This is a genomic window from Mucilaginibacter sp. BGA-UO-ETr-C110 (genome assembly GCF_059567985.1).
The window spans coordinates 3,392,224-3,416,637 of sequence record NZ_JCAQPB010000002.1 but is presented as its reverse complement, the minus strand read 5'-3'; the positions used below and the strand labels follow the sequence as shown (position 1 = coordinate 3,416,637).

The 24,414-nt window shown below is 44.1% G+C and carries 17 protein-coding genes; 5 read left to right on the top strand and 12 right to left on the bottom strand.

The window, feature by feature from the left end; all coding sequences use genetic code 11:
- Positions 1-31 precede the first annotated feature (31 nt).
- The 4 genes from AC57BQ_RS14870 to AC57BQ_RS14855 form a co-directional block, all read right to left on the bottom strand.
- Positions 32-841, bottom strand: coding sequence for a DUF4249 domain-containing protein (locus tag AC57BQ_RS14870; protein WP_496407035.1), 810 nt, complete (start codon positions 839-841; stop codon positions 32-34).
- Positions 832-3,696, bottom strand: coding sequence for a TonB-dependent receptor (locus AC57BQ_RS14865; protein WP_496407034.1), 2,865 nt, complete (start codon positions 3,694-3,696; stop codon positions 832-834). Before AC57BQ_RS14865 ends, AC57BQ_RS14870 begins: the two co-directional genes overlap by 10 nt.
- A 572-nt stretch (positions 3,697-4,268) precedes the next feature.
- The gene (locus AC57BQ_RS14860; RefSeq protein ID WP_496407033.1) at positions 4,269-8,831 is read right to left on the bottom strand and encodes a molybdopterin cofactor-binding domain-containing protein; all 4,563 of its coding nucleotides are present in this window, start codon (positions 8,829-8,831) and stop codon (positions 4,269-4,271) included.
- Between the two features lie 38 nt (positions 8,832-8,869).
- Positions 8,870-10,339: a hypothetical protein gene (locus AC57BQ_RS14855; RefSeq protein ID WP_496407032.1), complete on the bottom strand. Its 1,470-nt coding sequence runs from the start codon at positions 10,337-10,339 to the stop codon at positions 8,870-8,872.
- A 586-nt stretch (positions 10,340-10,925) separates the two neighbouring features.
- On the opposite strand from AC57BQ_RS14855, the gene AC57BQ_RS14850 reads away from it, so the two are divergent.
- Positions 10,926-11,069: a hypothetical protein gene (locus AC57BQ_RS14850; protein ID WP_496407031.1), complete on the top strand. Its 144-nt coding sequence runs from the start codon at positions 10,926-10,928 to the stop codon at positions 11,067-11,069.
- 16 nt (positions 11,070-11,085) lie between these two features.
- Here AC57BQ_RS14850 and AC57BQ_RS14845 read toward each other — a convergent pair whose 3' ends face one another.
- The 4 genes from AC57BQ_RS14845 to AC57BQ_RS14830 all read right to left on the bottom strand — a co-directional run bounded on the left by AC57BQ_RS14845 (position 11,086) and on the right by AC57BQ_RS14830 (position 15,516).
- Positions 11,086-12,195 carry an XdhC family protein gene (locus tag AC57BQ_RS14845; RefSeq protein WP_496407030.1) on the bottom strand — a complete coding sequence of 370 codons (1,110 nt, stop codon included), beginning with the start codon at positions 12,193-12,195 and terminating at the stop codon, positions 11,086-11,088.
- A 63-nt stretch (positions 12,196-12,258) separates the two neighbouring features.
- Positions 12,259-14,409: a xanthine dehydrogenase family protein molybdopterin-binding subunit gene (locus AC57BQ_RS14840; protein ID WP_496407029.1), complete on the bottom strand. Its 2,151-nt coding sequence runs from the start codon at positions 14,407-14,409 to the stop codon at positions 12,259-12,261.
- Between the two features lie 28 nt (positions 14,410-14,437).
- Positions 14,438-15,049 (bottom strand): hypothetical protein, encoded by a 612-nt coding sequence (locus AC57BQ_RS14835; RefSeq protein ID WP_496407028.1) that lies wholly within the window; start codon positions 15,047-15,049, stop codon positions 14,438-14,440.
- Positions 15,046-15,516, bottom strand: a complete 471-nt coding sequence (locus AC57BQ_RS14830) for a (2Fe-2S)-binding protein (RefSeq protein ID WP_496407027.1) — start codon at positions 15,514-15,516, stop codon at positions 15,046-15,048. Before AC57BQ_RS14830 ends, AC57BQ_RS14835 begins: the two co-directional genes overlap by 4 nt.
- 867 nt (positions 15,517-16,383) lie before the next feature.
- On the opposite strand from AC57BQ_RS14830, the gene AC57BQ_RS14825 reads away from it, so the two are divergent.
- The 4 genes from AC57BQ_RS14825 (at position 16,384) to adhP (ending at position 19,522) form a co-directional block, all read left to right on the top strand.
- A complete protein-coding gene (locus AC57BQ_RS14825; RefSeq protein ID WP_496407026.1) occupies positions 16,384-17,244 on the top strand; it encodes a universal stress protein in 861 nt (286 codons plus the stop codon).
- A 46-nt stretch (positions 17,245-17,290) separates the two neighbouring features.
- Entirely contained in the window at positions 17,291-18,031 is a 741-nt protein-coding gene (locus AC57BQ_RS14820; protein ID WP_496407025.1) for a YoaK family protein, read from the top strand.
- 82 nt (positions 18,032-18,113) lie between these two features.
- Complete coding sequence (locus tag AC57BQ_RS14815; protein WP_496407024.1) at positions 18,114-18,461, top strand: hypothetical protein; 348 nt, start codon at positions 18,114-18,116, stop codon at positions 18,459-18,461.
- 23 nt (positions 18,462-18,484) lie between these two features.
- Positions 18,485-19,522, top strand: coding sequence for an alcohol dehydrogenase AdhP (adhP, locus tag AC57BQ_RS14810; RefSeq protein ID WP_496407023.1), 1,038 nt, complete (start codon positions 18,485-18,487; stop codon positions 19,520-19,522).
- A gap of 57 nt (positions 19,523-19,579) precedes the next feature.
- On the opposite strand, the gene hemN is transcribed toward adhP, so the two are convergent.
- The 4 genes from hemN to AC57BQ_RS14790 form a co-directional block, all read right to left on the bottom strand.
- Positions 19,580-20,953, bottom strand: coding sequence for an oxygen-independent coproporphyrinogen III oxidase (gene hemN, locus AC57BQ_RS14805; protein ID WP_496407022.1), 1,374 nt, complete (start codon positions 20,951-20,953; stop codon positions 19,580-19,582).
- Positions 20,954-20,964: 11 nt separating this feature from the next.
- A complete protein-coding gene (locus tag AC57BQ_RS14800) occupies positions 20,965-21,984 on the bottom strand; it encodes a 2-hydroxyacid dehydrogenase (protein WP_496407021.1) in 1,020 nt (339 codons plus the stop codon).
- 82 nt (positions 21,985-22,066) lie between these two features.
- Positions 22,067-23,119 carry a response regulator gene (locus tag AC57BQ_RS14795; RefSeq protein WP_496407020.1) on the bottom strand — a complete coding sequence of 351 codons (1,053 nt, stop codon included), beginning with the start codon at positions 23,117-23,119 and terminating at the stop codon, positions 22,067-22,069.
- Positions 23,116-24,303: a PAS domain-containing sensor histidine kinase gene (locus AC57BQ_RS14790; RefSeq protein ID WP_496409477.1), complete on the bottom strand. Its 1,188-nt coding sequence runs from the start codon at positions 24,301-24,303 to the stop codon at positions 23,116-23,118. Before AC57BQ_RS14790 ends, AC57BQ_RS14795 begins: the two co-directional genes overlap by 4 nt.
- Positions 24,304-24,414 lie beyond the last annotated feature (111 nt).

Sequence of the window (24,414 nt, the reverse complement as noted above, 5' to 3'; positions counted from 1 at the left end):
TTGATTGAAAAGCGATTGATCTCTGGGCTTTTTACTGATACACCAACAGATTTAAAGTGTCGGCCTGCATAGCGGTAAATATTCCCAGGCCATTCACTACATTGGTAGCCGGATTGGTTAAATTCAGGGAGGTTCCGGAACTGGTGGTAAGCGCATCACTATACTCTTTGTTGATATGAAACAGGAGCACTTTGTAATTGCCGAGATACCTGAAGGTGTTTCGCTGAGTTTCATATGAAGCTACCTGACCTGCTATTACTTCCGAATCTTTGTAGGCTACCGTGTCGCCGGAGTTTACAGGATCAGGATTTAAGGTGATATTTTTAAATGCTATCAAATAATACTGCGCTGAGGTATTATTCCAGCTAAAAGTAACCGGTTCAAAGGTGGTCGTACTGCCCGGGGTAAAGCCTACTATATCCTGTACTGTGCTCGACTGTTTAAACCCGGTGGGTTTGTCAGGAACAGTTGTTTTAGCTGTAATGGCTTTATTGTTATACTCAAAACTTAAGGAATAGCTTTTTTTATCTTTTATAAATGAGGAATCGGCATAGGTATAAATACCTGGCTGGCTTTCTGCCAGTTGAACTGTGTTAACGCCATCCGATATCTGGAGCTTTAGTGCAGTTATAGGGTACCCATATTGAATGGTGTCCTCAAGATACTTCTGGTAATAAACTTTAACCTGTATGGGTTTACCGGGAACCAGGTATGACTCAACCACGGGCCTTTGATAATCAGAGATTGAGCTGCCCGTTTTTTGGCAGGATACCAGGCATACCGTGCTTGCAAAGCATATCCACAAAAACAGCATTAATTGTTGTATTTTATTTATTTCCATTTTAAGCTTAAGGTTATATTGGGGGTAAAACCCAGGTAGTTTACATTAGAGGTGATCACCTGGTTGTTTACTATAGTGTATTGTTTGTACCATATGTTGGCACGGTTGTAAATATTGAACATGGAGAATCCTATGCTACCGATCTTGCGGCTATCTATCTTGATAAGGTCATAAGTTATTGCTGCATCTAAGCGGTGATAGCTGGGCATCCGTTCGCCATTCTTGGAGCTGATGGTTAAAAAGGTCTGACTGTTGCCGGTGTAGTTATTAACCGTATAACTGGTTAAGGGGGCGGTATAAGGCTTTCCTGTAGCAAATATCCAGGTTGACGAAAAAGACCATCGCCCTAAATGGTAAAGGTTAACTGTTTTAAATTCATGTCGGGTATCCTGGTTCGCCGGAAAATCTCCGCCATAAACATCAAAATGGTTGGTAGCTTGAGCTAGTGTATAACTTATCCACCCGGTATATTTTCCGCGTGTTTTTTGAAACAAAATCTCTATCCCCTTGGTGTAGCCCGTGCCGGTATAAAAATGCTCTTCTAAGGACACTGTTCCCTGCCTGCTGTTCCCGGTTTGCCGCTGCGAATACTCTGACAGCCCACCCAGTGTTTTATAATAACCCTCAATATCTAACAGAAACTGCCCTCTTTCATAACTAAAGCCTGCGGTATAATGATTGGCTGAACTTACCGGAATAGTCGAGTTATTGGATAGTACCCAAAAATCACGGCTTCCCGAAAGGATATCCTCCCTGATCACCCGGTTAGTAAACTGGTAAAACTTACCTGTGGCAGCCTTCAATGTAAAATGATCTGTTAAGGTATAAGTGGCCGACATACGGGGTTCCAGATATGGCTTGCCGGTTTGATTGTAATAGGTAGCCCGTAAACCCGGTTTGATCTGAAGCTTGTCTGTCGGATCGGCTTCCAGTTCGGCATAAACACCACCGGTAAAAGCTTTTGTATGCTGATCTATCAGTTTGCTGGTGTCATTCTCGCTGTACTCATACGAAACACTCTGCCTTGATGCAAAAGTGCCAAATAACACTTTGGCCTTGCTTGTTGCCTGCCACTCCCAATCAGATTTTAAGCTGAAATCCTTTAAGTTATTTTTCTCGAATGTGCCGGTACTCACATTCTCATCATTTCCGTCCGCATCCTGAATGGTAATGGAAGTGCTGTTATCCCTGTTACTATGATAAGTTGAATAGCTCAGCAATGTATTTGAATATAGCTTAGAATTCCATTGGCGCGACCATTTTAGGCTTGATCCAAGGTTACCATAAGTTGTTTTATCGGTCATACTCAAATTACTGGCGGTAGAAAATGGCAGGGTAATATTTCTGCTATTATCCAGGTTATCATTACCCTGGTAAATGCTCCACGAAAACCTGTTTTTCTCATCGGGCGAATAGGTGTACTTGGCATTCAGGTCATAAAAGGAGGAAGTTGGCGTTGTAACGGTAGGGCCACTACCACCAAAACCACCGCCACCGCCCGGTGGCCGCCCACCCGGTGCGCCTGTATTATTCCCGGTAGCAGTAGTGCTACTGTTATTGAATGAGTTGAATATCTTTTTATACAACGGTCCCTGGTATGACCGGCGGAAAGCCAGTAAAAGGGTCGATTTATCATTCAGGGGCTTTTCAATATAAATATTGGCACTTAGTAAACTCAGGTCGCCTCCAATATTTTCTTCTTTACTGTTGCCTTCCTTACCTACAATATCCGTTACACTTGATAAACGCCCGCCATATTTGGCCGAAAAGCCACCTTTGTAAAGCGTTACATCCTTAACTGCATTGCTGTTAAATGCACTGAAGAAACCATAAAGGTGATCAACCTGGTAAACCGTAAACCCGTCAAAAAGCACCAGGTTTTGATCAGGTGTACCTCCGCGAACATAGGCGCCAGATGATGATTCATTACTACCGCTTATGCCAGGCATCAGCTGGAAAGACCGTAGAATATCCTTTTCGCCGATATTGGGCAGTTCATCCAGCTTTGACGGTGAAATTTGCAGCACACTTACCCTGCGTTTATCGGTGCTCATCACTCCCTGGCTCTTTTTGTCAGAGATAACCACCTCATTTAATGAGTTTATGGACGAGAAAAGCCCGATAGTGATCTTCTGTTTTACATTTTCCCTGGTTAAACGAAAGTTATCCTGCTGATACCCGATGTAGGTAACATCCAGCAGGCAGGTATCTGCCGGAACACCTAAAAGCGTAAAGTAGCCGTCGGTATTGGTCACGGCGCTAATGTTGGTATGCTGAACACGCACGATGGCCGAGGGAAGTGATTCCCCGTTTGATGCGTCAATTACCCTGCCGCTCAAATTAAACGGACGCTTAGCTCTTTCATCCGGTGGGAGGACAGCAGGTTTTGGCTCCGCGGGCTTAACGGTATTGGCAGCTGCATTATCCAGGCTCAGATACCGCTCTACCGGGGTCATGGCAACTGGGGCGCTTACTGGTTTTTCTGTCTCCGCCAATTCTGCTAATTTCCTAACCTGTGCTAATTTTTTTAAATGAGCAAGGTCACCAGGCTGGCGGATGATATAGATGGTTTGGTCTGGTTCAACCCAATAATGAAGCCCATATTTGTCACAAAGGTTCCCTAACACCTCCTTAAGGCTTTCATTAAAAAAATGATCAACTACGTTGTAATCATCTACAACATCTTTGTCATAAATAATCCTGGCATGGCATTTAGCAGCAATAGAGTCCAGCACCTTATCCAGTGATGAGGTGTAAAAACCATCAACCCTGGCCTGCGACTCCAGAGGGCGTTGTGCCCTGGCTGTGAGGATAATAAGTAAAATAAAACTGGTGATTAATAAAATTTGCTTCATATTTCGATGAAGCAAATCTTCAAAAATCAAATGTTAACGAATGTTAATGTAGACCAACGGGTTTTGTTATAAGTTAAAAGGGAGAATTTCTGCGCAGAAATTCTTTAAAATGTCGGGTATGTTGAGACATTTCCCTCGCTGTTGCAAAATTGGCAGGCCACGGCAATCCTTTTATATTCATTTTACAAATTCCTTAATAGTATTATTCTATCCAGAATCCAATGCCTTACTCCATTTTTGCTGCCTCTGCACAGCACACATGGAGGCCAGGGTTGGTATAGGATTATTTACTTCAAAAGCGTTGGTTGTGTGGTACTGAGGGGCGTGGGTTCGAGCCCCATCAGGTTTCCGTTTTGCTGATTAATACCTCAAAAGGCTAAAAAAACCTTTTTGAGATATTAATCAGCAGTTTTTTATATTTTATGATGCTATATTTTTGAAGTATTTAAAAGGATCAGCAAGGTGATAACATTTGCATGATACTATTATTTCTTTACAATTATCTTCTCAGTAGACATACAATTATTAAAAAATGCACTACTGCTATTAAACAGTGGGGCATTATGAAATAATTAGATATAATTATTATCTATCGCACAGGCACGGCTTACCTCCTGCACAGTTGCAGGTGAGTCAAACCTGAATAAACCACTTAAGCGCCGCTCTATCCTTGATGCCCTGATAGCGGCCTTAACCGCGAAAAACACAGAGGCGGCCAATACCAGCGGCGGTTCCCCGATTTCCTTGGCAGACATGATATCCGTAGGGCTTTCCGGAACATTCACCGAGCCTCTTGGGAAAAGATGCACATTCAGTTCCAGAGGAATGGTGGTAGTGGCTGGTGGTTTGTAGGTCCAGGTATTTAGGGTGTTTAATCGCCCCGCATCTGGGCCGTCTGGTTCAAATACCAACTTTTCAGAGAGCACATAACCAATGCCTTGCACAAAGGCCCCTTCTACCTGGCCAATATCGATAGCCTGGTTCATACTCCATCCAGCATCATATACGATATCAGAACTCAATATTTTGGTTTCACCAGTTAATATATCAACCTCAACTACAGAGCAAGCCGCAGAATAAGTAAACCCGCTGAAAGAATCAAATTCGCCGGGCACACCGGTCTTACTGCTCTCGTAGCCTGGTATTATGGGTTGCTGTTCATATGTTTTATAGGTAATATTGGGGAAAGGCACCTCGCCGCCATGAATGGGAATATTTAAACTACAGGTTAAGCTAACCCTGTTTTGATAAGCCATTGCTACCAGGTTTTGCCAGATGATGGGGTGCCGCCCGCCTCTCTTAGGCTTCGCCTGCCAGCCAGCTGTTCCGTAATTCCAAAAGTCAATTCCCTGAGTTCCACACCAGTCATCGCCCTTTATTTTTAGCATTTCATATCCAAATTCGGTTATACGGCTGCGTAATTGTTCGCAAACCCGCTTAACTGCTTCCGCGCTGTAGGTTGTTCCGGTTGAGGCCCCTGTACTGGTTGGATTGGTAACGATACTGGTTTTAGGGCTTTCAATCTCGATGAGCGTCATGGGTACATTCAAAATATAGGAGGCTACCTGGCGCACCTGCGTCAGCAAACCCTGCCCCATTTCTACACCACCCTGATGTATAATAATACTGCCATCCCCCTGGTATACCGAGATCATAGCGCCTGCCTGCTCAAGCATAGTCAGGTTATAACCCGAGCCATATTTCACCGGCATAATAGCTATCCCTTGCTTACGCCATTTATTTTTTTTATTAAAGTCTTCAACAGCGGCTACTTTGATATCATAATTACAAACATCTTTCAGATATTTCCAAACATCCTTCATATAACAATAGGAAAGAGCCTGGCCAAATGGGGTGACATCGCCGCGGTCATACAAATTTATCCTTCGCACTTCTTCCGCAGGCATATTAATAGAAAACGCAGCATCATCAATAGCATTTTCCATCATCACTTTGCCCTGTACATCTCCAAAAGCCCTGAAGGCCGTAGAGGGGGCCGTGTTGGTCCGGCAAACATCAATCTGTGTCTGGAAATTGGCGATTCGATAGGCATTATCTGACCGCGTAATAATACAATTGGAAACAATGAACGAACAATCATAAAATGCGCCGCCATCACCCCACATCCGGTTCAGGAAGCCCCTGATGATACCCTTGTTCGCCGGTGTGGTTTCGCCCTTGTCTATGGCCACCTGATATTGTGCATAATAGGCATGGCGTTTGCCAATCATACCGGTATCCTGTTCACGGGTAAGGGCCAGCCTGACGGGTTTTTTCAGGGCTTTTGCAGCGACAGCGGTCGCCGCGGCCACAAAACGAGTTTGCTCTGTTTTACCACCAAAGCCACCGCCGACCGGTGGTACCTGTATATCAATGCTGTTATATTGTGCCCCCAGTGCTGATGCAATAGTGCCGTGAATAGTCATGGGGCTTTGAGTAGACGATTTGAGTACCATTTTGCCACCGTCTGTTGGTTCAGCTATAGCAGCCTGGGTTTCCATATAAAAGTGTACCTGGCCACCGGTAAGCTGTGTTCCTTCAACGATTTGGCAAATATTCCCATCTACCGTCCCGGTTCGGTTAACGATATTTTTATCGAGTGCGTCTTTTTCGTTAATCCAGGTCAACTGCGTACCGGGCCTGGTAATACGCCATATATGTGAATTAAAGCTGGCGGTAGTAGGCCAATCGGGATAGATATTTCCGTGAGCAAGAGCGTCATCAATACTTAAAACGGGTTTATTCTTCCAGCTTTTTGGATCAGAATCTATTTGAACTGCTGTGTAGCCAACGCAATAGTCGGCAACATACTCAGCGATTATGCCTGCATCAAGCTCGGTTTTTGCTCCGACCAGTGCAATGGTCTGACCAACATAATTAACCTGATCAACGGCAAATACCGGCTGGTCAGATCCCATACCCTGCATATTAGTAGCGCCATTTTTGAAGGCTTCACTGGTCACCAGGTCAATGAAGTTGGTAAATATTTGTGAAAGATGACTGCGTAAATCGGTCGTATTAGCGCGCCCCTTTTTTTCGGGAATAATGAAATGGTAATCGGCTAATGCACGCCTGCTTTGCACCAGCGCCCCGTTTACTGTATTGGGAGGGACCGGCAGTTCATGCGTATAATGTAACTGACCGGAAGCCTGTTCCATTGCCGTAAATTTCACGTAAGGTTGGGCTACCGGCGCCCTGAACCCCTGCGGTTCATAAAACTGCAGACCATTACTAACAGGCCACCTGCCCCAGGTAATGTCACCGCTTGAGCGTAGGTGTGGTGGCACAGGCCCACCTTTTTCAAGCAAAGCTTTTACGATGGCCTTATAAAGGAATGACGCGGTTAATTGTTGTTTATATTCATGGGTAAAACCTTCATCAGGCAGGCCTTTCATTCGGGATGCCCATTGCGATAATATCACACCAACCTCGCGGTTAAGCGTTTCGATGAGGAAAGGAATCCTTTCCATCGATAACACCTGGTTTTGCAGCATAACCTCTGTGCTTATAGCCCTCCAGGGGAATGGCGCCAAACCTCCAAATACTATTGTTGCATGCGTTACTTTGAGGTCAGTACCTAATCTGATGGTACAGCTGGAGTTAACAATGCTATGCGCATTGACATCGCGCAGGGCAACTTTTTGTGCCAGCTGAACATCATTAGTATCTCCAAAAGGTATATAAACAGATATCAGGATCATCCTTGTTGCCAGGTCGGGATGATTTTTAATGATGACTGACAGATCATCAATATAAGCAGTGGTAGTTTGCCCGTTAAAATTCTCGGGATCAATGTATTCAATTTGAGCGTAACATCCCAAAAGCGCGGTCATTAAATCTGATGGAAATGGCTCTCCTGTACCTGTAGCAATATGTTTAAAAACCAGCATGGCGTTGCCCCCAACGGTTGCCGCATTTCTTACGATCCTGCCGGCTGTGCGTTGCGCCATAAAAAGTACAGCTCCCCATGGTATAGTCTCCCGATCCCTGCCTTCAGGTATATTAACCGGATATTTCTTTAAAGCCAGTTCCAGGGTATCAATCAAATGACTATAAGTTGTACCCGCACTTACTTTTATGCCCTTGGCATCAATAACCGGGGAGAAATTTAATTCCTGCACATGACTGATATCGATCAGGCTGTCTGCATCCAGGAACTCTTGTTTATATATACCATAAGAAGTGTTGGCATGTACGATATGCGGTTTGTCCTGCTTGTAAGTTTTCCAGTAGTTAACCAGTTCGTCAAGCGAAACCGGACTCAGCCATTGCCTTTTATTATTTAAAACTGATACTGCCGGCGCAGGGTGTTTAGCTTCTGGTGGAAATGGAATAACGATGAATGGAGCCGCTAATTGTTGTAATACAGCCTCATCGCCCAAGCATTTCATACGTTCCAGCTCGTCCTGTTCAGTCCAGTCGGATGCGAAGGTTTTCATACCTGTCAATATGGGCCGGTAACCTGTGCAACGGCAGATGTTTCCGTCAAAGATAGCTTCGATCTCTTTTTTTGTAGCCTTTGGGTTATTGAAAATGAACTCAGACATGTTCATGACAAAGCCAACGGTACAATAGCCGCATTGTGTGCCGTTATTCATAGCCAGACGATGCGCCACAGGATTCATGCCTATGTGGGTGAGTTCTGAGGGGTGTTGTGCAGTGGCGGTTTGCAGCAAGAGGCTTGGTGATGCAACCGCGTTTTCTGCCTTTTCAACCGCTGTAGCTACTTCAGCTCTTTTGGCTTGCGCCTCATCATATGCCTGTAGTACCTCGATTGGTAAGGGGAGGTCTGCAGGGCGGGCCGCACGGCTGGATACCTGGGTTTGGGTAAGAAATTCGGGATTAGGTCGTCGTGCACCGCCTGTACCTTCAACGGTTGTAACAACCATGCCATCAACCGCGATCAGCGGTCGAAGACATGAATTGATGGCTCGGTGATTTTCTTTTTTTCCTTTCTCATCCCAATCTGAGAGGATCACGGTGCAACCACCGCAGCCGCCCTGCCCACATGGTTTTTTGGGTCCGGCGAGATTTACCTCTGGCGACCGCAGGTAATCTATTAATAAGGTATCAACGGCCGGGTCCTGTACAACAACCTGCTGGCCGTTCAAAAAGAAGGATATGGAATTACTCATGGTGATATCAGCTTTAATTAACTACGGAGTACGGTTACTTAAAAATTGCCCTGGTTTTCAGGCAGTACATTTGCTTTCTGTCTTGGACCTGCCTTTTTGAGTATCCGGGCTCTTTTAAATGGTACCCCGCCGCGTCTTACGACATGCTCAACACCAGAAAATTGATTGGCATAATACCCGCCTATGTTTTTATTTTTCCAATCCCAGTAGTAGCCTAAGGCCAGTGATGTTTGTAAGGAGAAATCGTTTGACAAGGCTTGTTTAGGATTATAAGCTGTGCCACACTTGAAATTCTGATAGTATTTTATCCAGGCCGGATCGTTCGTTTGTGTAAGATGGCCCATGGACCCATTTGCCAGCGTATCGCCGATAAAGGCCTCATCAGGCACCAGCGCCGCTACTTGCGGAAACTCAGCGGTTTGGTGGCATGACATACAAGACGCGGTATTCAAATCAACCGGGCCATCAAGCCTGCCTCCCCATCCAAGATGCTGAGGTGGAAGATCCGCGGAAGTGTTAATAAAGGTTTCCTTCAAGGTATCGTTGATCATGGTTTTAATAACCGGGTAAGGATTTATCCAGTTCGTCTTGTATTGTGGATCATTCCCAAACTGTATGCCCACCGGAACGAGGTTTTTTACTCTTTCGCGCATGGTTTTACCATTATTCAAATTACCATTGTAACAGAAGTTGCCAAATATCCAGCCTGTGCCATATTTTTCGGCCCTTTTATCCCGCACCATGATATCCATTTGTATCAGGTGTACCTTTTTTACAACCCGGTTAACGCTATCTGCAAACGTTGGTGTGATGTAAGCTGTTCTTGCGTAGGAATCTTTAAGATATGGTACATCAGTAGAATCCAGGTCCGTATATAGCAGTTTAAATATCACCGTACCTTCCGGGAAACCACCTTTGGGCCCCTGTGTAACGAATGGGTCTGGATCGTTAGCGGTATCCCACATCTTATAAAGCACATGGCCGGCAAAATCGTTATAAAATCCGAGTGCATATACTTGCCCGGGACGTTTTTGTTGCGGGGAGAGCTGGTATGGGTTAACAGGAGCTTCTTTGGCAAGGCCGTTAAACCCTTCGGACGCAAGCGGACCATAATGCAGCCATGGCATGTGATACCAATTATGCTTTTTATTATCCTGCGCAACAAAATTAGCTTCAATCATGCCATCAAAGCAATAGTCACGGGCCGCCATCAGCCATTCTTTCCATCTGCTTTTATCATCAAACGGAATTTTAAAAAAATCCGGGATTTTGTCTTCACCGGGCAGGGTTTTGGGATAGTCCTGACTTAATTTAAAAACTTTTTGGCCGGGATACTGCTTTAGAAACTGACTTATCGGGATCATAGCCCCGAAATCCGGAAAGGTATTTTTGTTTTCTTCATTACTTCCGGAATCCCCGTTCTGGTGATTATTGGGGGCGGAACAGCGAGCGATAATGGCGATGATAAAAATGGATACAACGATCCATAACATACGGTGTTTGTTCATTTTTTAAAGGATTAGGCAGGTTTAATATTAGTTTTAATTATGTTATATAAATATAAATACGAATTATGTTTATATAATACTTTTAATTAATATGAATAAAATGAATTAAAAATTAATATAATATCGTTATGCTTATTAAAATATAACGATATTAAGTATAAATAAATTAATGCTGATGATATTAATACTACCATGAGTTAATAAAGTATAGTATTGAAATATTATTGTGTATTTATATCACGTTATGCCCGGGAATTTTATGCAAGCCATTGAATGCCCAATGTTGAATTGATATATTTATTAAACAGCATTAAAGATCAATAACAAATCAAAAGGTGTGTTAACAGATAATCACGGATGAAAAATAAGCTGCCTCCACTTGGCTGTGACCGATAGGTGCAACCTATGCTGTTTTTATTGCATGCCAGAACATGGATATGGGTATAAACAGTAGCGGTAACAAACATTTCCCGGACTTTTCAGTAGCTGCCGTGTAGTTTCTTGCCAAGAACAGGGCTATAGCAGGTATTGGTGCAGACGTAATATCGTTCGATCCCTGTAGGGACATAATTATATCACCCATAAAATGCTTTTTGCCTACGGAAAATGGGCCGTGGAGAATGTGGCCAACTTAGATAAAGTACCCGTAACAGGAGCCACCCTTATCGTAGGTGCGTCAAAAGTAGGAGGGGCAACGGGAGGAATAGCAAGAATATTTGCTGTCTGGTAATCAGAAAGTCCACCATTTAGGTGCTGTGGATGACGGTAGTTTTATATTTCAGCGACCTTCCGTTCCTTTCGGAGAACACCGCTTTTATTTCTGCGATGATCGACAGCGCAATTTCTTCGGATGTTTCGGACCCAATATCCAGGCCGACAGGTCCATGAATCGTTTCCAGGTTCCTTTCGGTGATAACAGTACCGTTTACTTCCAGGTCATCCAGCATACGTTCCAGTTTCTTTTTGGGGCCTAAAATTCCGATATAAGGAGGGTGTAAAGGCAAAAGCTCTTTCAAAAAAGCGTTCTCGTAATTATAGTTATGTGTCATCAGCACAAAGGCTGTCCACTCATTTATTTCCAGGTTATCTAAAATTCCTTCCGGTTTAGCGATCAATATCTTTTTGACTGATGGAAAGCGTTCGATAGAAGCATAATTTGGCCTTCCGTCAACAACAGTGATATCCCAGCCCAGGACCACGGCAATCCGGGTTAACGGGATAGCGTCATTGCCTGCACCGACAATAACCAGGGAGATCAATGGTTTTACGCATTCCACAAATGCGGTATAACCCTGGTAGGCGGTAATAGCTGAACGCTGGTTGCCCAGTGCATTTCTGGCATCTTCCAGTAGTTCATTTTTGTAAGGCAGAATTTCCAACCCATTCGGGAGGGTTCCGTCATTGGCCAGATATAAACAGGATCCCGGTTGTGGCGCTTTCCTGTCTTCAATAGAAAATATTGTAACCAATACGGAGTATCCTCGTGAAGTTATTGCGGCTTTCAATAATATTATCGGGTTGATTTGCCCGTCATTGATCGGTTCAATCAGAATGTGTATGATGCCGTTACAGCCCAGGCCAACACCCAGTTTGGCATCGTCATCATCCATCGTGTCATAAGTAACCAACAGTGGCTCCTGCTGTAATATCACCATCCTGGCTTTACGCAAAGCGTCGCCTTCCAGGCAGCCCCCGCTTATCGCGCCGGTTAATTGTCCGTCTTCCGTGATCAGCATCCGGGCACCGGCCCTGCGATAGGCGGAACCTTCTACAAGCACGACCGTAGCTAATGCGGTTTTCTTTTGTTCACTCACAGCTTTCTCATAAGCTGTTACGATATCAATAATTTCTTTCATAGTTAAACCAGCCGGTCGATTATCTTAGCTTTTGATAGGCAATCACCGGGCAAACGGGTTGATTTAGATGGCGTTTAGATTAAATGGAAGTTTCCTGATTCTATTGCCGGTTAAGTCATAAATGGCATCTGTAAGCGCCGGAGCGAAAGGAGGGAGCCCCGGCTCACCCACACCACCGGCATCCGCCGTATTTTCCATAATATGCACCTCAACAGGAGGCATGTCACTCATGCGCGGCATCAGGTAGTCGTAAAAATTCTTTTGTTCTACTAGTCCATTTTTGAAAGTGATCTCATGAATAGTAGCTGCGCCCAGGCCCATTACGATAGATCCTTCTACCTGCGCTTTGATAATATCGGGGTTCACATACCAGCCGCAATCCATCACCGCCCAAACCTGGTCGATCTTAACTTTTCCATCGGTATGCCTGGAAACTTTAACAACCTGGCCAACCGTGGTTTCAAAACACTCGGTGATGGCTACGCCAAACCCTTCGTTCTTTTTCCTGGATTTCCAGCCTGAAACCTGTTCCATTTTATCGATTAAAGCCTGGCAGCGCTCATCCTTTAAATATTTCCTTCTAAAGTCGAGTTGATCCTGTCCTGCTAAAACAGCCATTTCATTGATGAAGCTTTCATAGGCAAAACCATTGGTAGACGCATAAACTGAACGCCACCACATGTTGGGCAGGGGCATTTCATAGGGAACGTCAGCAAAGCTGATGTTTTTAATATTGTCGAAATAAGACTTTAAAAAACCTTCCGTGGTGCTATCATTCGCCTTATCTCTTTTGTTATTATTCCAGTGGTCTATATTTTGACCGGCCATTTTGAATTTCAAAGCGCTGATCTCGCCATTTTCAATCGATCCTTCTCCCCGGTAGGAGATCCCGGCACGATAAGGTCCCTGTGTCAGATCATCTTCCCTGGTCCAAACTACCTGAACCGGTCCGCCAATTTGCTTGGAGATGGCAACCGCTTCGTAGGTATAATCCAAAAAAGCTTTTCTTCCAAACCCTCCGCCTAAAAAGGTCATATTGACTACGACTTTTTCTTTCGGCATTTTGAATTTATCGCTAATGTCGCCTTGCACCCAATCGGGAGCTTGTATAGGTCCCCATATTTCTATTTTGTCGCTTTGATAATGGGCGACGCAATTCAGCGGTTCCATAGCGCCATGCGATTGATAAGGCGTCTGGTAGATCACGTCTATCTTTTTTGAGGCTTGTGCCAGGACCGGATCCGGTTCGCCTTGCTTTTTAAAAGAAAGCCCTTCTTTCGTTTTAAGTAGTTCTTCGTGGGCTTTATAGATATCGCTGGTGTTCACATGCTCAAATCCACTATCATCCCATTCAACGCGCAGGGCTTTTCTGCCCTGCATAGCTGCCCAGGTGGAATCGGCTATAACGACCACCCCATCACGAGTGGTATTAAAAACAATCATTTGCACCTTAAATACCTGCTTAACACCAGGAACTTTTAAAGCGGCGGAACCATCAAAACTTTTTACTTTGCCGCGTAACCTTGGGCTTCGTTCAACCGCTGCATAAAGCATTCCCGGTAGTTTTTTATCCAAACCGAAGATGGCCTCTCCATTGGTTTTCATGGGGGTATCGAGCCTTTGGAGCGGCTTGCGGATCAGTTTATATTCGGATATCTTTTTGAGCTTAACCTCCTGGGGGGGCGGTAGTTTTGATGCTGCCGTTACCAGTTCTCCATAATTTAATTTTTTTCCAGAAGGCTTGTGGATCACATGTCCCGATTCGGCATAGCATTCATTTGCAGGGACGTTCCATTGGTTTGCCGCTGCTGTGATCAGCATCTCGCGCGCGGTTGCACTTAATTTCAGCAAGTTTTTATATGAGCCCCGGATGGTTGAACTTCCACCGGTGATCTGACTTCCGTATTTCGTAGGACTGCCCTGGGCAAATATTACGTTGATATCCTTCAGGTCAACCTCAAGCTCTTCCGCAATAATCTGCGGTACAGACTGGTAAGAACCCTGGCCCATTTCTGCACGATGATCCGTTAAGGTGACTTTACCATTGGTATCGATACGTATCCAGGCATTAAATTCAAAACCAGATTGATCGGCACCTGATATTAGCTGTTCCTTTTTCGCATTCGCAGGAAAATAAAACCCTAAGCAAAGCGCGGTACCGGCAAGGCCTGATGCCCGGAGAAAATTTCTTCTTGATATTGCGTTAGTTTCCATAATTGGTTACTATGATCGTTTAAATCCTTTATTTTACTTTAGCAGAGGGGGCATAGGCGCCCTTGGCTATCCATAAACGTACCTGGGCGGCAAAAGCCTGCCTGCTCATCGGTGGCAGGGTTCGGCCATCTCCCGGATGCCAGGCCCAACCTACCAGATCATCATTAGCCATATGATCTATGAGTTGTGCTTTGGTTCGTCCACCGTTCTGTTTAGGGTCAAGAAGCTGTAGTGCGAGTTGTCGCGGCGTGCGCCCCTGAAATACCATACGCATGTGAGCAGGCGGCAAGCCCCATTTAGGATTTCCGGGCGGCATATGCGGCCCGGCGGTATTTTCTGCCTGGTGGCAATTGCTGCAACGCATGGAGTAAACGCCTTTGCCATCCACACCTCGTTGTACATTCATGGTGTGAATATGACTATCATCCCCCTGTAACGGCGCATTGCCAGAGGGGTGGCAGTTCATGCAACGTGCGCTCATCAATACCTTATATACCGACATATATGCTTTTACAGAGCCGATACTGTCCTTTGGCAACGTAATGAAACTATTTTCTTTTTTTGCCGGTAGCTCGCTGAATGACAATGTTATCATCCCCGCTATTAACACGATGCCGGTTATGATGATCAGTTTTTTCATGATTTCGCTCCTTCCGCCTGCATGGCAGCCGCTTTGTGTATCGCGGCGCGGATACGCTGATAGGTTCCGCAACGACATATATTGCCTGACATCGCATCGTCAATATCCTGATCAGTTGGGTTCGGATTTTCCCTCAACAGCACCGCTGCCGACATGATTTGCCCGGATTGACAATAGCCGCATTGAGGAACATTCATTTCATTCCATGCCAATTGCAAGGGATGATTATTACCAGAAGAGAGTCCCTCGATGGTTACAATATTTTGCCCGGCCGCCCGGCCTGTTTTTGTTACACAGGATCGTACCGCTTCGCCGTTCAGATGAACGGTACAAGCTCCGCATTGAGCTGCTCCGCAACCAAATTTAGTACCTGTTAAACCAAGGATATCCCGAATGGCCCAAAGAAGCGGCATATTTGGATCAACATCAATATCATGACGTTGACTGTTGACGGTAATGGTGATCATAAGCAAATATTTAGTTAAGTAAATTTAATCTAAAAAATCCAATATAAATATCAGTTGAGTTATGCTTTTTGATTACGATATTCAAATAGTTAGTTTTTCAAACTGAGTTTAGTTCAACCTTTAAATTTACCGATTATGAACAATTTGCTTAGTCCAAAACTTATAAAGCCTGAACTTTTTTGAGGGCAATTTATAGATGACAACACCTGGGCCACTCAACAGGGCTTAAAGACCGATTGTCAAAGCAATCGGCCTCTCCTACCTTAGTTTAGCTTTTGTAGTCGATGACTAAAATTCATTCAATTAATTATCATCGTCCACTTTCTGAACGGTTTTTACAAATGGGGTGCGCACTGGGTAGGCATCGTTGCATTTGCACCTTTGATGATTTTCCATTTCATAGTGCTCATAATCTCGTCGAGCACACGGTCAACGGCTGTTAAAAAAGGATTGGAATTAAGGCCCCGAATCCAATAAGAATCATTTACTCAATATTTTTGAAAAACTGTCTATTTCAATCAATTCATCGACAAAACGGTGCGGATTTTGCACCGTTATCCACCCGGGTTTTAAAAGTAGTTCTGAAAGAGCTGCTTTTTTTGTTTCATTATACAGTTGTCTAATTGACAAGATTTTACACCCTAATAGAACATGTTTTGCCCCTTAAATAAGGTATACATACCCATATTCGCTTTTGTATTGACCACCATCTGACTACCTGTCATGCGGTTATTTGTTCTGATGCCACCACTTCACATACATATGGGGCAACTATTAAGCTTAATATCACACCAGGTAATGACCATGGTCATTATTATGTGGTGGTGTTTTGCCCAATTTTGTGGTAATAAATAATTACTCAAAATCATGAAAACATTTCTTGTTGCTACAGACTTTTCGGCTAATGCCAGGCATGCTGCTGAATATGGATATAATCTGGCCAAACAGATCAAAGCCAATATCATATTGTGCAATGCTGTTATTGTGCCTGCAGAAATGCCTCAGGCGGGTTTGGTTGTCTGGCCAATGGAGGAGTCTGATGAATTGTTGATGGATAGTACAAAAGAATTACAATCCTTAAAAAAGCATCTCGAAGGCGCGGATCAGGAAAAAGGGTTTAAACCGGTAATCAGTTGCAAAAACGAATCTGGCACCGTAACCGATGTAGTTCAAAGCCAGATCAGCAATGGTTTAATTGATCTCGTGGTAATGGGCACGCACGGGAGCAGCGGACTGAGCCAATTTTTATTAGGCAACCATAGCAGCAATATGATCAATAGTACTACTAAACCCTTAATGCTCATTTCGCCCGAAACTTCTGTTTTGCCGGTGAAAAAAATTGCTTTTGCTACCGATTTCACACACCCCGAAAGTGATCTGGAATGTTTATATCACCTTATCCCGCTTGCTAAGTTACTTGGGGCAGAGATCCTGTTGACGCATATTTGCAATAAACTAACAGAATTACCGGGCCTTGAAAAAACAATTAAATATTTTATGACCGATGTTTCTAACAAAGCAGATTATCCACACATTTATTATCGCAGCGTAAAGAATAGCCATATGGAAACCGGCCTGGACTGGTTATGCGAGCATGGGCATGTTGATATGTTGGTGATGGTACACCGCCCGCACAGTTTCTTTTATAAATTGTTAAAAAGCAGTCATTGCGAAAAAATGGCCGGGCATATCGCTGTGCCTTTATTGATATTTCCTGCTACTGAATAGTGAAAACCGATTCAGTTAAAAAAATGTTTGTCACTAATAAATCCATATGTTACGACACCTGGGCACCAAACGAACTTACGGGCATAATGTTAAACTGGCTTCTTTGCTTGGTATTACAGCCGGGTTTGTTAACGCAGCCGGGTTTTTAGGTTTTGCCGTTTTAACTACCAATGTAACGGGGCATGCCGCGCTCTTTGCCGAACGCATAGCCTTGCAGGATTGGAAAGCGGCGCGGGTTATCGCTTTGTGGATGTTTTTATTTTTAGCGGGTGCTTTTATCTCCGGTTCTATCGTTTCACGAATTGGCCGGAATCAGCGCTTTTCCTATGTTGTGCCTATTCTGATAGAAATTATCATACTGCTTGCAGTAGCTTTATTTGGTTACAGGTATAACCATAGTTTGATGGCTAAGGAGATTTTTGCGGGAAGTTTGCTTTTTGCCATGGGCCTGCAAAATTCACTGGTGTCCATGGTATCAGGATCTGTTGTAAGAACAACCCACTTAACAGGAACTTTTACAGACCTGGGTATCGAGCTGGCACAATTCTTTCAAGAAAGTGCGGAAGGCAGGGGTGCCCTTGTGCCAAAGATAAAATTGCGGTCGGCTATTATTTTCTTTTTTATGTGCGGTGCATTGGGCGGTGCATATTTGTTCCGGTTTATTAGTTTCTACGCTTTTTTTGTACCCGTTATCCTGCTATTATATACCTTATTGTATGATGTTTTTCGTATTAAAATTAAACGGTTCTACCAGCAATTGGATGGTTTATTCAAAGTAAGAAAGTGAGGAGCATCATTTTTTTGCCCAATGCCCGTCATGGCATAAAATAGCAATCCTGGCCATCTTTGATCATTAAAACATATCAATCATGGCAACTTTAAAATTAAATGCCCCAACCTGGGAAGTAACAACAACTGATCAAAACAACCACACCACATTATGGAATAAATGGCTGGCCATTACAGATAGCCAAGCTGATAACAAAACCATGTGGTTCCTGATTTCGCTGATCATACAGGGCGTGCTTTTTCTGCCTATCCCTGCAGTGCTGATGTATTATTATGATGCACCCATTATTACATTAGGTATTACAATGATCTTGTTCTTTGCCAATATCATTGCCGGTATGGGCGGCTCCGGCATCAGGACGGTATTATCTTTCTTTGCTGCAAGCGTTATCATACACCTGGTTATGCTGGCTGCGTTTATCATCTAACTAATCTATCCTAACAAAAAAATATGTTACCTAAAAAAATGAAAGCGGCGGTGATCCATGAATTTGGAAAAGCGCTGCATATCGAAGAAATGCCGGTAAAAGAACCCGGTGAAAATCAAATAGTGGTGAAGGTGGTAGCGTGTGGTGTATGCCATACAGACCTGCACGCTTGCCAGGGTGACTGGCCCGCCAAACCTAAACTGCCATTGATCCCAGGGCATGAAGCTTTAGGCTATGTAGTGGCACTGGGACGTAGTGTTAAAAATGTAAAAGAAGGTGATATTGTGGGCGTGCCCTGGCTTTTCAGCGCCTGTGGCTGCTGCGAGTTTTGCATCACTGGTTGGGAAACCTTATGCGATACACAGCAAAATGGCGGCTATAGCGTAGATGGCGGCTTTGCTGAATATGTTACTGCCGATGCAAGGTATGTTGCCCACTTTCCGGCTAATATCAACTTTACGCAAATGGCACCCATCATTTGCGCGGGTGTTACCGTTTATAAAGGGATAAAGGAAACTGAAGCTAAACCCGGTGAATGGATAGCTATTTCGGGTATAGGTGGTTTGGGCCACTTGGCCGTTCAATATGCCAAGGCTATGGGCTTGCATGTAGCGGCGATAGATATTGCAGATGATAAATTAAACCTTGCTAAAAGTTTAGGTGCCGATTTAACCGTCAATGCGTTAGAACAGGATCCGGGCGAATTTTTAAAGAAAGAAACCGGTGGTATGCACGGCGTACTGGTTACAGCGGTTTCGCCAATTGCCTTTAAGCAAGGTATTTCTGCTTTAAGGCGTAAAGGGACTATCGCCTTAAACGGGTTGCCAAAAGGAAGTTTCGATCTGCCGATATTTGATACGGTAATCAACCGCTATACAGTACGCGGTTCTATTGTGGGGACAAGGAAAGATATGCAAGAAGCAATTGAGTTTGCCCTGGATGGTAAAGTGAAAGCAACAGTTCATACAGCTAAGCTGGAGAATATCAATTCGGTTTTTGAGGAGATGAAAAAGGGGGAGATAGAAGGTAGGGTAGTATTGGAGATTGCTAAACCCAATTGATACATAGTACCATCATAATAAAAAAGGGAGAATCTAAGTCAGGTTCTCCCTTTTTTATTATATAGCCATGCTAAACATCGGAACAGTAGGTTTATCGGCCCAAAAGCGTACGTCCAATGCCATGCAGATGTTTCTTAAAAATCCTTTCCCTAATGGAGTAACTTTCAATCCCCAGGAGTTGAGTTCTATCAGCCCGTCATCGGCCAAAAGCTGTAAACGATCTATACCAGCAAATAGTGAAACGCAGGGCTCCAGGTGATGATTCCAGGTGGTTTCGCCTGTACACATGATGTTTTGGATGTGTTTACGGATCACCCGGTCGTCTGCAGTAAGCAAATGTCCTTTAAATATCGGCAATTCTCCCTGTTTTAACAGCTGCAGGTATTCTTCCACATTTTTTACATTCTGGGCATAGGCATAGCCGGAATCGCTTATGGCTGATGCCCCAAGCCCGATCAATAGTGGCGTGTGCAAGTCGGTATAACCCATGAAATTTCGATACAGGTTATCGTTTTTCATGGCTGTGAAAAGCTCATCGCCGGGTAATGCAAAATGATCCATGCCTATCTCCGAATAACCATAACCATTCAATAAAGCGTGACCGATTTTATGTAACTTTTTTTTGGCTTCGGCATTTGGCAGGTCATTTTCTGTAAAACGGCGCTGACCAGGTTTTATCCAGGGAACGTGTGTATAACTGTAAAAAGCTATCCTATCGGGCATCAGTTCGGCTACCTGTTGTATGGTGGTAGCTAAACCCTGCAAGGTTTGTAATGGGAGGCCGTAGATGAGATCATAGTTAACAGATGTATAACCAATGTAGCGCGCATTGCAGGTAACTGCCTGCACCTGTGCAAAGTTTTGCTGGCGGTTAATGATGAGTTGAACCTTTGGGTCGAAATCCTGGATGCCCAGACTCAGCCGGCGAAAGCCAAGATCATATAATACCTGTAAATGGTCTACAGTAGTGTTGGCGGGATGCCCCTCAAAACTAAGCACAGCATCCAGATGAAGATCTGTATGGAGAAGTATTGCATTGATCAGCATTTTTAAGTTTTTGGGACTGAAAAAAGTTGGGGTGCCGCCGCCAAGGTGGAGCTCGCGGATGATGGGTTTTCGACCAAAAATATTCCTATACATTGCCCACTCCAGCAACAGCGCCTTAATGTATGGCTCTTCAACGCGGTGATTTTTGGTGATACGGGTATTGCAGCCGCAATACGTACACAAGCTTTCACAAAATGGAAGGTGGATATAAAGGCTTATCCCTTCCTGCTGATTGCTTTCCTCAAAAGATCGCTTTACTGTTTGTTTCCAATCATTTTTATTAAAAGCAGCAACCTCCCAATAAGGTATAGTTGGGTAACTGGTATAACGGGGTAATGCCACGTTGTACTTTGTGGTAAGATCAATGTTTTCTGGAACTGGCATATAAATGTTTTTTACAATTGTGCTTTATCAATAGACCTGCAGTCTTTCTGGCAAACACATGCTTTACCTAAGCATTTGTTCAACTGCCATAGATCGAGGTTTTTAATGGTCTGGTCTGCTATTTCCTGCAATGCCTCCTTAGTTAAATAAGCCTGGTGAGGCGTTATCAGTACATTGGGATAGTTTAATAGGCTGTGCAGTAAAGGATCTTTGACCACGTCGCATTCGTGATCTTCAAAAAACAGGCCTTTTTCAAATTCATAAACATCCAGGCCGAGGTAGCCTATTTTGCCGCTTTTTAGCGCTGCTATTACATCTGTTGTTCTAACAAGCCCACCCCTTGATGTATTGATGAGCATAACGCCACTTTTCATCCGTTCAATGGTTTCTCTTTTTACCAGGTGCTTTGTTGCAGGCGTTAAGGGTAAATGCAGGGATATGATATCGGCAGAGATCAACAGCTTATCTAAAGTAACAGGGTGAACGTAAGGTACATCAGCCGGAAACGCCGGATCATAAGCGACAACTTTACATCCCATTCCGTTAAATATTTTAGCAGCAGCCTTGCCGGTATTACCCAAGCCAATAAGGCCCACCGTTTTTCCGGCGAAATTAAAGCCGATCAGTTCATCGTTCCTGAAATCAAAATGGTGACTATGCTGATCTGCCGTAACCAGATGACGGTTTAGTGCGAATGCCATGGCCACCGCGTGTTCGGCAATGGCCTGTGGAGAATAGGAGGGTACGTTGGCGATCTTAATGCCAAATTGGGCAGCGGCTTCTTTGTTAATATGATCGGTTCCTGTAGAGCGGGTGACAATATATTTAACGCCCGATTTGGCCAGTTTTTCGATCACTGCTGCCGACACATCATCGTTGGTAAACACAATAACAGCATCCTTGCCATCCGCATAGATCGCGGTATCCTGGCTTAGCGCATTGGATATCAGCGTGATGTCATGCTTTTTTTCGTTGGCTTTGGCCAGGTACTCTTTCTCAAATGGTTTTATACTATAAGCTACCGCTTTCATCAGACTATATTTTGTTACATCAAAATTATAGCTTAAGCGGGGTTTGGGGTATGCCTATCGTCAGGCGAAAAAGTGATCTTCGTCAGTTCTTCATTTTAATAAGGCGCTCAGGATCCAGTATAGTAATAGTACCGCCTTTTTTTTCTATCAATCCTTCATCCTTAAAATCGGCAAGTGTACGGCTTACCGTTTCGGTAGCCATACCGGCCATAGCAGCCAAGTCTTCGCGCGAGATTTTAAAGCTCATTTCAACGCTATCCTGTTGCCGGTAAATTCGCAGGATAGCTTCAGCCAATTTTTTACGAACGGAATGGTAAGCTAATTGCAGTAGTTGCTCTTCTTTTTCGCGGATATCATTAGCCAACAGTTTGATGAATGCCCTGGCCACTTCCGGGTACAGGTTAAGCAATTCATCCAATTGGTCTCTCGGTATCAGGCAAAGCTGGCAGTCTTCCAAAGCGGTGGCGGTATCCGCGTAAGCTTCGTTGCTCAAAATGGCGTGGATGCCCAGATAATCATCTGTTGTATACATGCCGGTCATGAGCTCTCTGCCGTCATTAACCTGTTTTATTGTTTTGATCTTACCGCTGATAACGAGGTATAGACCATAACCCTTATCACCCTCGTAATAAATTACCTGGTTCTTTTTGAATTGGCGTGTTTTTCGTTCCTGAATCAGCTTCTTCAATTCGGCCAGGCCATCGTTTTTTGCCACCAGTGATTGTAAACGGTCAAGGCCTTTGCTGTATAACTGGTGTACGCTGTCTTGTTTTTTTAGCCTTGTTTCAATGGCGTTTAATAACTCCATATCATCAAATGGTTTGGTGAGGTAATCATCGGCCCCCATCTCCATGCCCTTGCGCAGATCAAGCCGCTCGGCCTTGGCCGTTAAGAAGATGAAAGGTACCGCAGCCATTTCGGGATGTTTATTCAGCATAAAGAGCACACCATAGCCATCCAGTTCGGGCATCATGATATCGCAAAGTATAATATCCGGAATGTTTTTCAGGGCCAGATCAATACCTGTTTTGCCATTATCGGCTTCAAATACTACATAACCAGCCAGCTGCAAAATTTCGGATATGTTTTCGCGGATATCATGGTTGTCTTCAATAACCAGTACTTTTTTGCTCATTTGATGGGGAATGAAATGGTAAATAAAGTGCCCTTGTTTACGTTACTTTTAAAGTCGATTATGCCATTCATCAGGCTGGCATAGCGTGCAACAATATTGAGGCCAAGGCCGGTTCCTGGAATATTGCCCGTGTTATGCGCCCGAAAAAATGCTTCGAACAAATGCTTCTGATCTGCTTCCGGAATGCCTATACCATTATCTTTAACGGTAATATGACAACCGACTTCATTTATCTCCGTATTAAATTCAATGAAAGTGTTTTCGCCCGAATATTTAATAGCATTGGCAATGAGGTTGATAATACAATTCTTCAACAGGTTGGCATCCAGGTTGGCTACATGGCTTATGCCTGTATGTTGATAAATGATGTTTTGATTTTGTTTTGCCAGCATTTGCATTTCTTCGGTGATCTCTTCCGCCAATTTCACCAGATCAAAATCAGTGAATGCTGGTTCCACTCGTCCGGCTTCCAGCTTCTCAAGGGAAAGAAAATCATTGAGGATACCGGTAAGGTTGCCAACAGCTTGTTTGATGCGGGCAACGTGTTTGGTTATATTAGGGTTATCAAAAGGCTGCGCGTATTTATCAATAAGACTGGCTGATAACTGTACCGCGCTTAAAGGGGTACGGAACTCATGCGAGGCCATGGATACAAACCTGCTTTTTAGCTGGCCCAGTTCTTTTTCTTTTTCAAGCGATATACTCACTTCTTCTTTTGCCTGGCTCAAAGCCTCAACGGTATGCCGGAGCGATTGCGTTCTTTCTGCAACCAGGTCTTCCAGATGGGCGGCGTACTCCTTGAGTTGATGCTCAGCTTCTTTCTCACGGCTCAGGTCGTGAATAAAGCCGGCATAAATTTGTCGCCCTGAGTATTTAACCTCGCTTACAGCAAGGCGGAACGGGAATTGTGTACTATCTTTACGCAACCCGGTCACCTCACGGCCAATACCAATGATATGGGCATGCCCGGTACGTTGGTAACGGCCAAGATATTCATCATGTTGCTGTTTATCTGGCGGTGGCATCAATATTGATACATTTTTACCTATTACATCTTCGGGCAAATATTGGAAAAGTTTACATGCAGCCGGATTGATTGATTCTATATTACCCCGCGCATCTATGGTAATAATACCATCAATAGCATTGTCAATTATCGCACGTAAAAGGGCCGCATTCTCCATAAGCAGATTTGGCCGAACGGCCATTGTTCAAATATCAGCATAAGCTATCACACAACAAGTAATTAGTTTCATGCAGAAAAGTGACGAAGATCATTTTTTAACCAACAGCTG

Bases quoted from the DNA above. Each gene is read 5' to 3' on its own strand.
- AC57BQ_RS14870 (WP_496407035.1), bottom strand. From the start codon at position 841: ATGGAAATAAATAAAATACAACAATTAATGCTGTTTTTGTGGATATGC.
- AC57BQ_RS14865 (WP_496407034.1), bottom strand. From the start codon at position 3,696: ATGAAGCAAATTTTATTAATCACCAGTTTTATTTTACTTATTATCCTC.
- AC57BQ_RS14860 (WP_496407033.1), bottom strand. From the start codon at position 8,831: ATGAGTAATTCCATATCCTTCTTTTTGAACGGCCAGCAGGTTGTTGTA.
- AC57BQ_RS14855 (WP_496407032.1), bottom strand. From the start codon at position 10,339: ATGAACAAACACCGTATGTTATGGATCGTTGTATCCATTTTTATCATC.
- AC57BQ_RS14850 (WP_496407031.1), top strand. From the start codon at position 10,926: ATGCTTTTTGCCTACGGAAAATGGGCCGTGGAGAATGTGGCCAACTTA.
- AC57BQ_RS14845 (WP_496407030.1), bottom strand. From the start codon at position 12,195: ATGAAAGAAATTATTGATATCGTAACAGCTTATGAGAAAGCTGTGAGT.
- AC57BQ_RS14840 (WP_496407029.1), bottom strand. From the start codon at position 14,409: ATGGAAACTAACGCAATATCAAGAAGAAATTTTCTCCGGGCATCAGGC.
- AC57BQ_RS14835 (WP_496407028.1), bottom strand. From the start codon at position 15,049: ATGAAAAAACTGATCATCATAACCGGCATCGTGTTAATAGCGGGGATG.
- AC57BQ_RS14830 (WP_496407027.1), bottom strand. From the start codon at position 15,516: ATGATCACCATTACCGTCAACAGTCAACGTCATGATATTGATGTTGAT.
- AC57BQ_RS14825 (WP_496407026.1), top strand. From the start codon at position 16,384: ATGAAAACATTTCTTGTTGCTACAGACTTTTCGGCTAATGCCAGGCAT.
- AC57BQ_RS14820 (WP_496407025.1), top strand. From the start codon at position 17,291: ATGTTACGACACCTGGGCACCAAACGAACTTACGGGCATAATGTTAAA.
- AC57BQ_RS14815 (WP_496407024.1), top strand. From the start codon at position 18,114: ATGGCAACTTTAAAATTAAATGCCCCAACCTGGGAAGTAACAACAACT.
- adhP (WP_496407023.1), top strand. From the start codon at position 18,485: ATGTTACCTAAAAAAATGAAAGCGGCGGTGATCCATGAATTTGGAAAA.
- hemN (WP_496407022.1), bottom strand. From the start codon at position 20,953: ATGCCAGTTCCAGAAAACATTGATCTTACCACAAAGTACAACGTGGCA.
- AC57BQ_RS14800 (WP_496407021.1), bottom strand. From the start codon at position 21,984: ATGAAAGCGGTAGCTTATAGTATAAAACCATTTGAGAAAGAGTACCTG.
- AC57BQ_RS14795 (WP_496407020.1), bottom strand. From the start codon at position 23,119: ATGAGCAAAAAAGTACTGGTTATTGAAGACAACCATGATATCCGCGAA.
- AC57BQ_RS14790 (WP_496409477.1), bottom strand. From the start codon at position 24,303: ATGGAGAATGCGGCCCTTTTACGTGCGATAATTGACAATGCTATTGAT.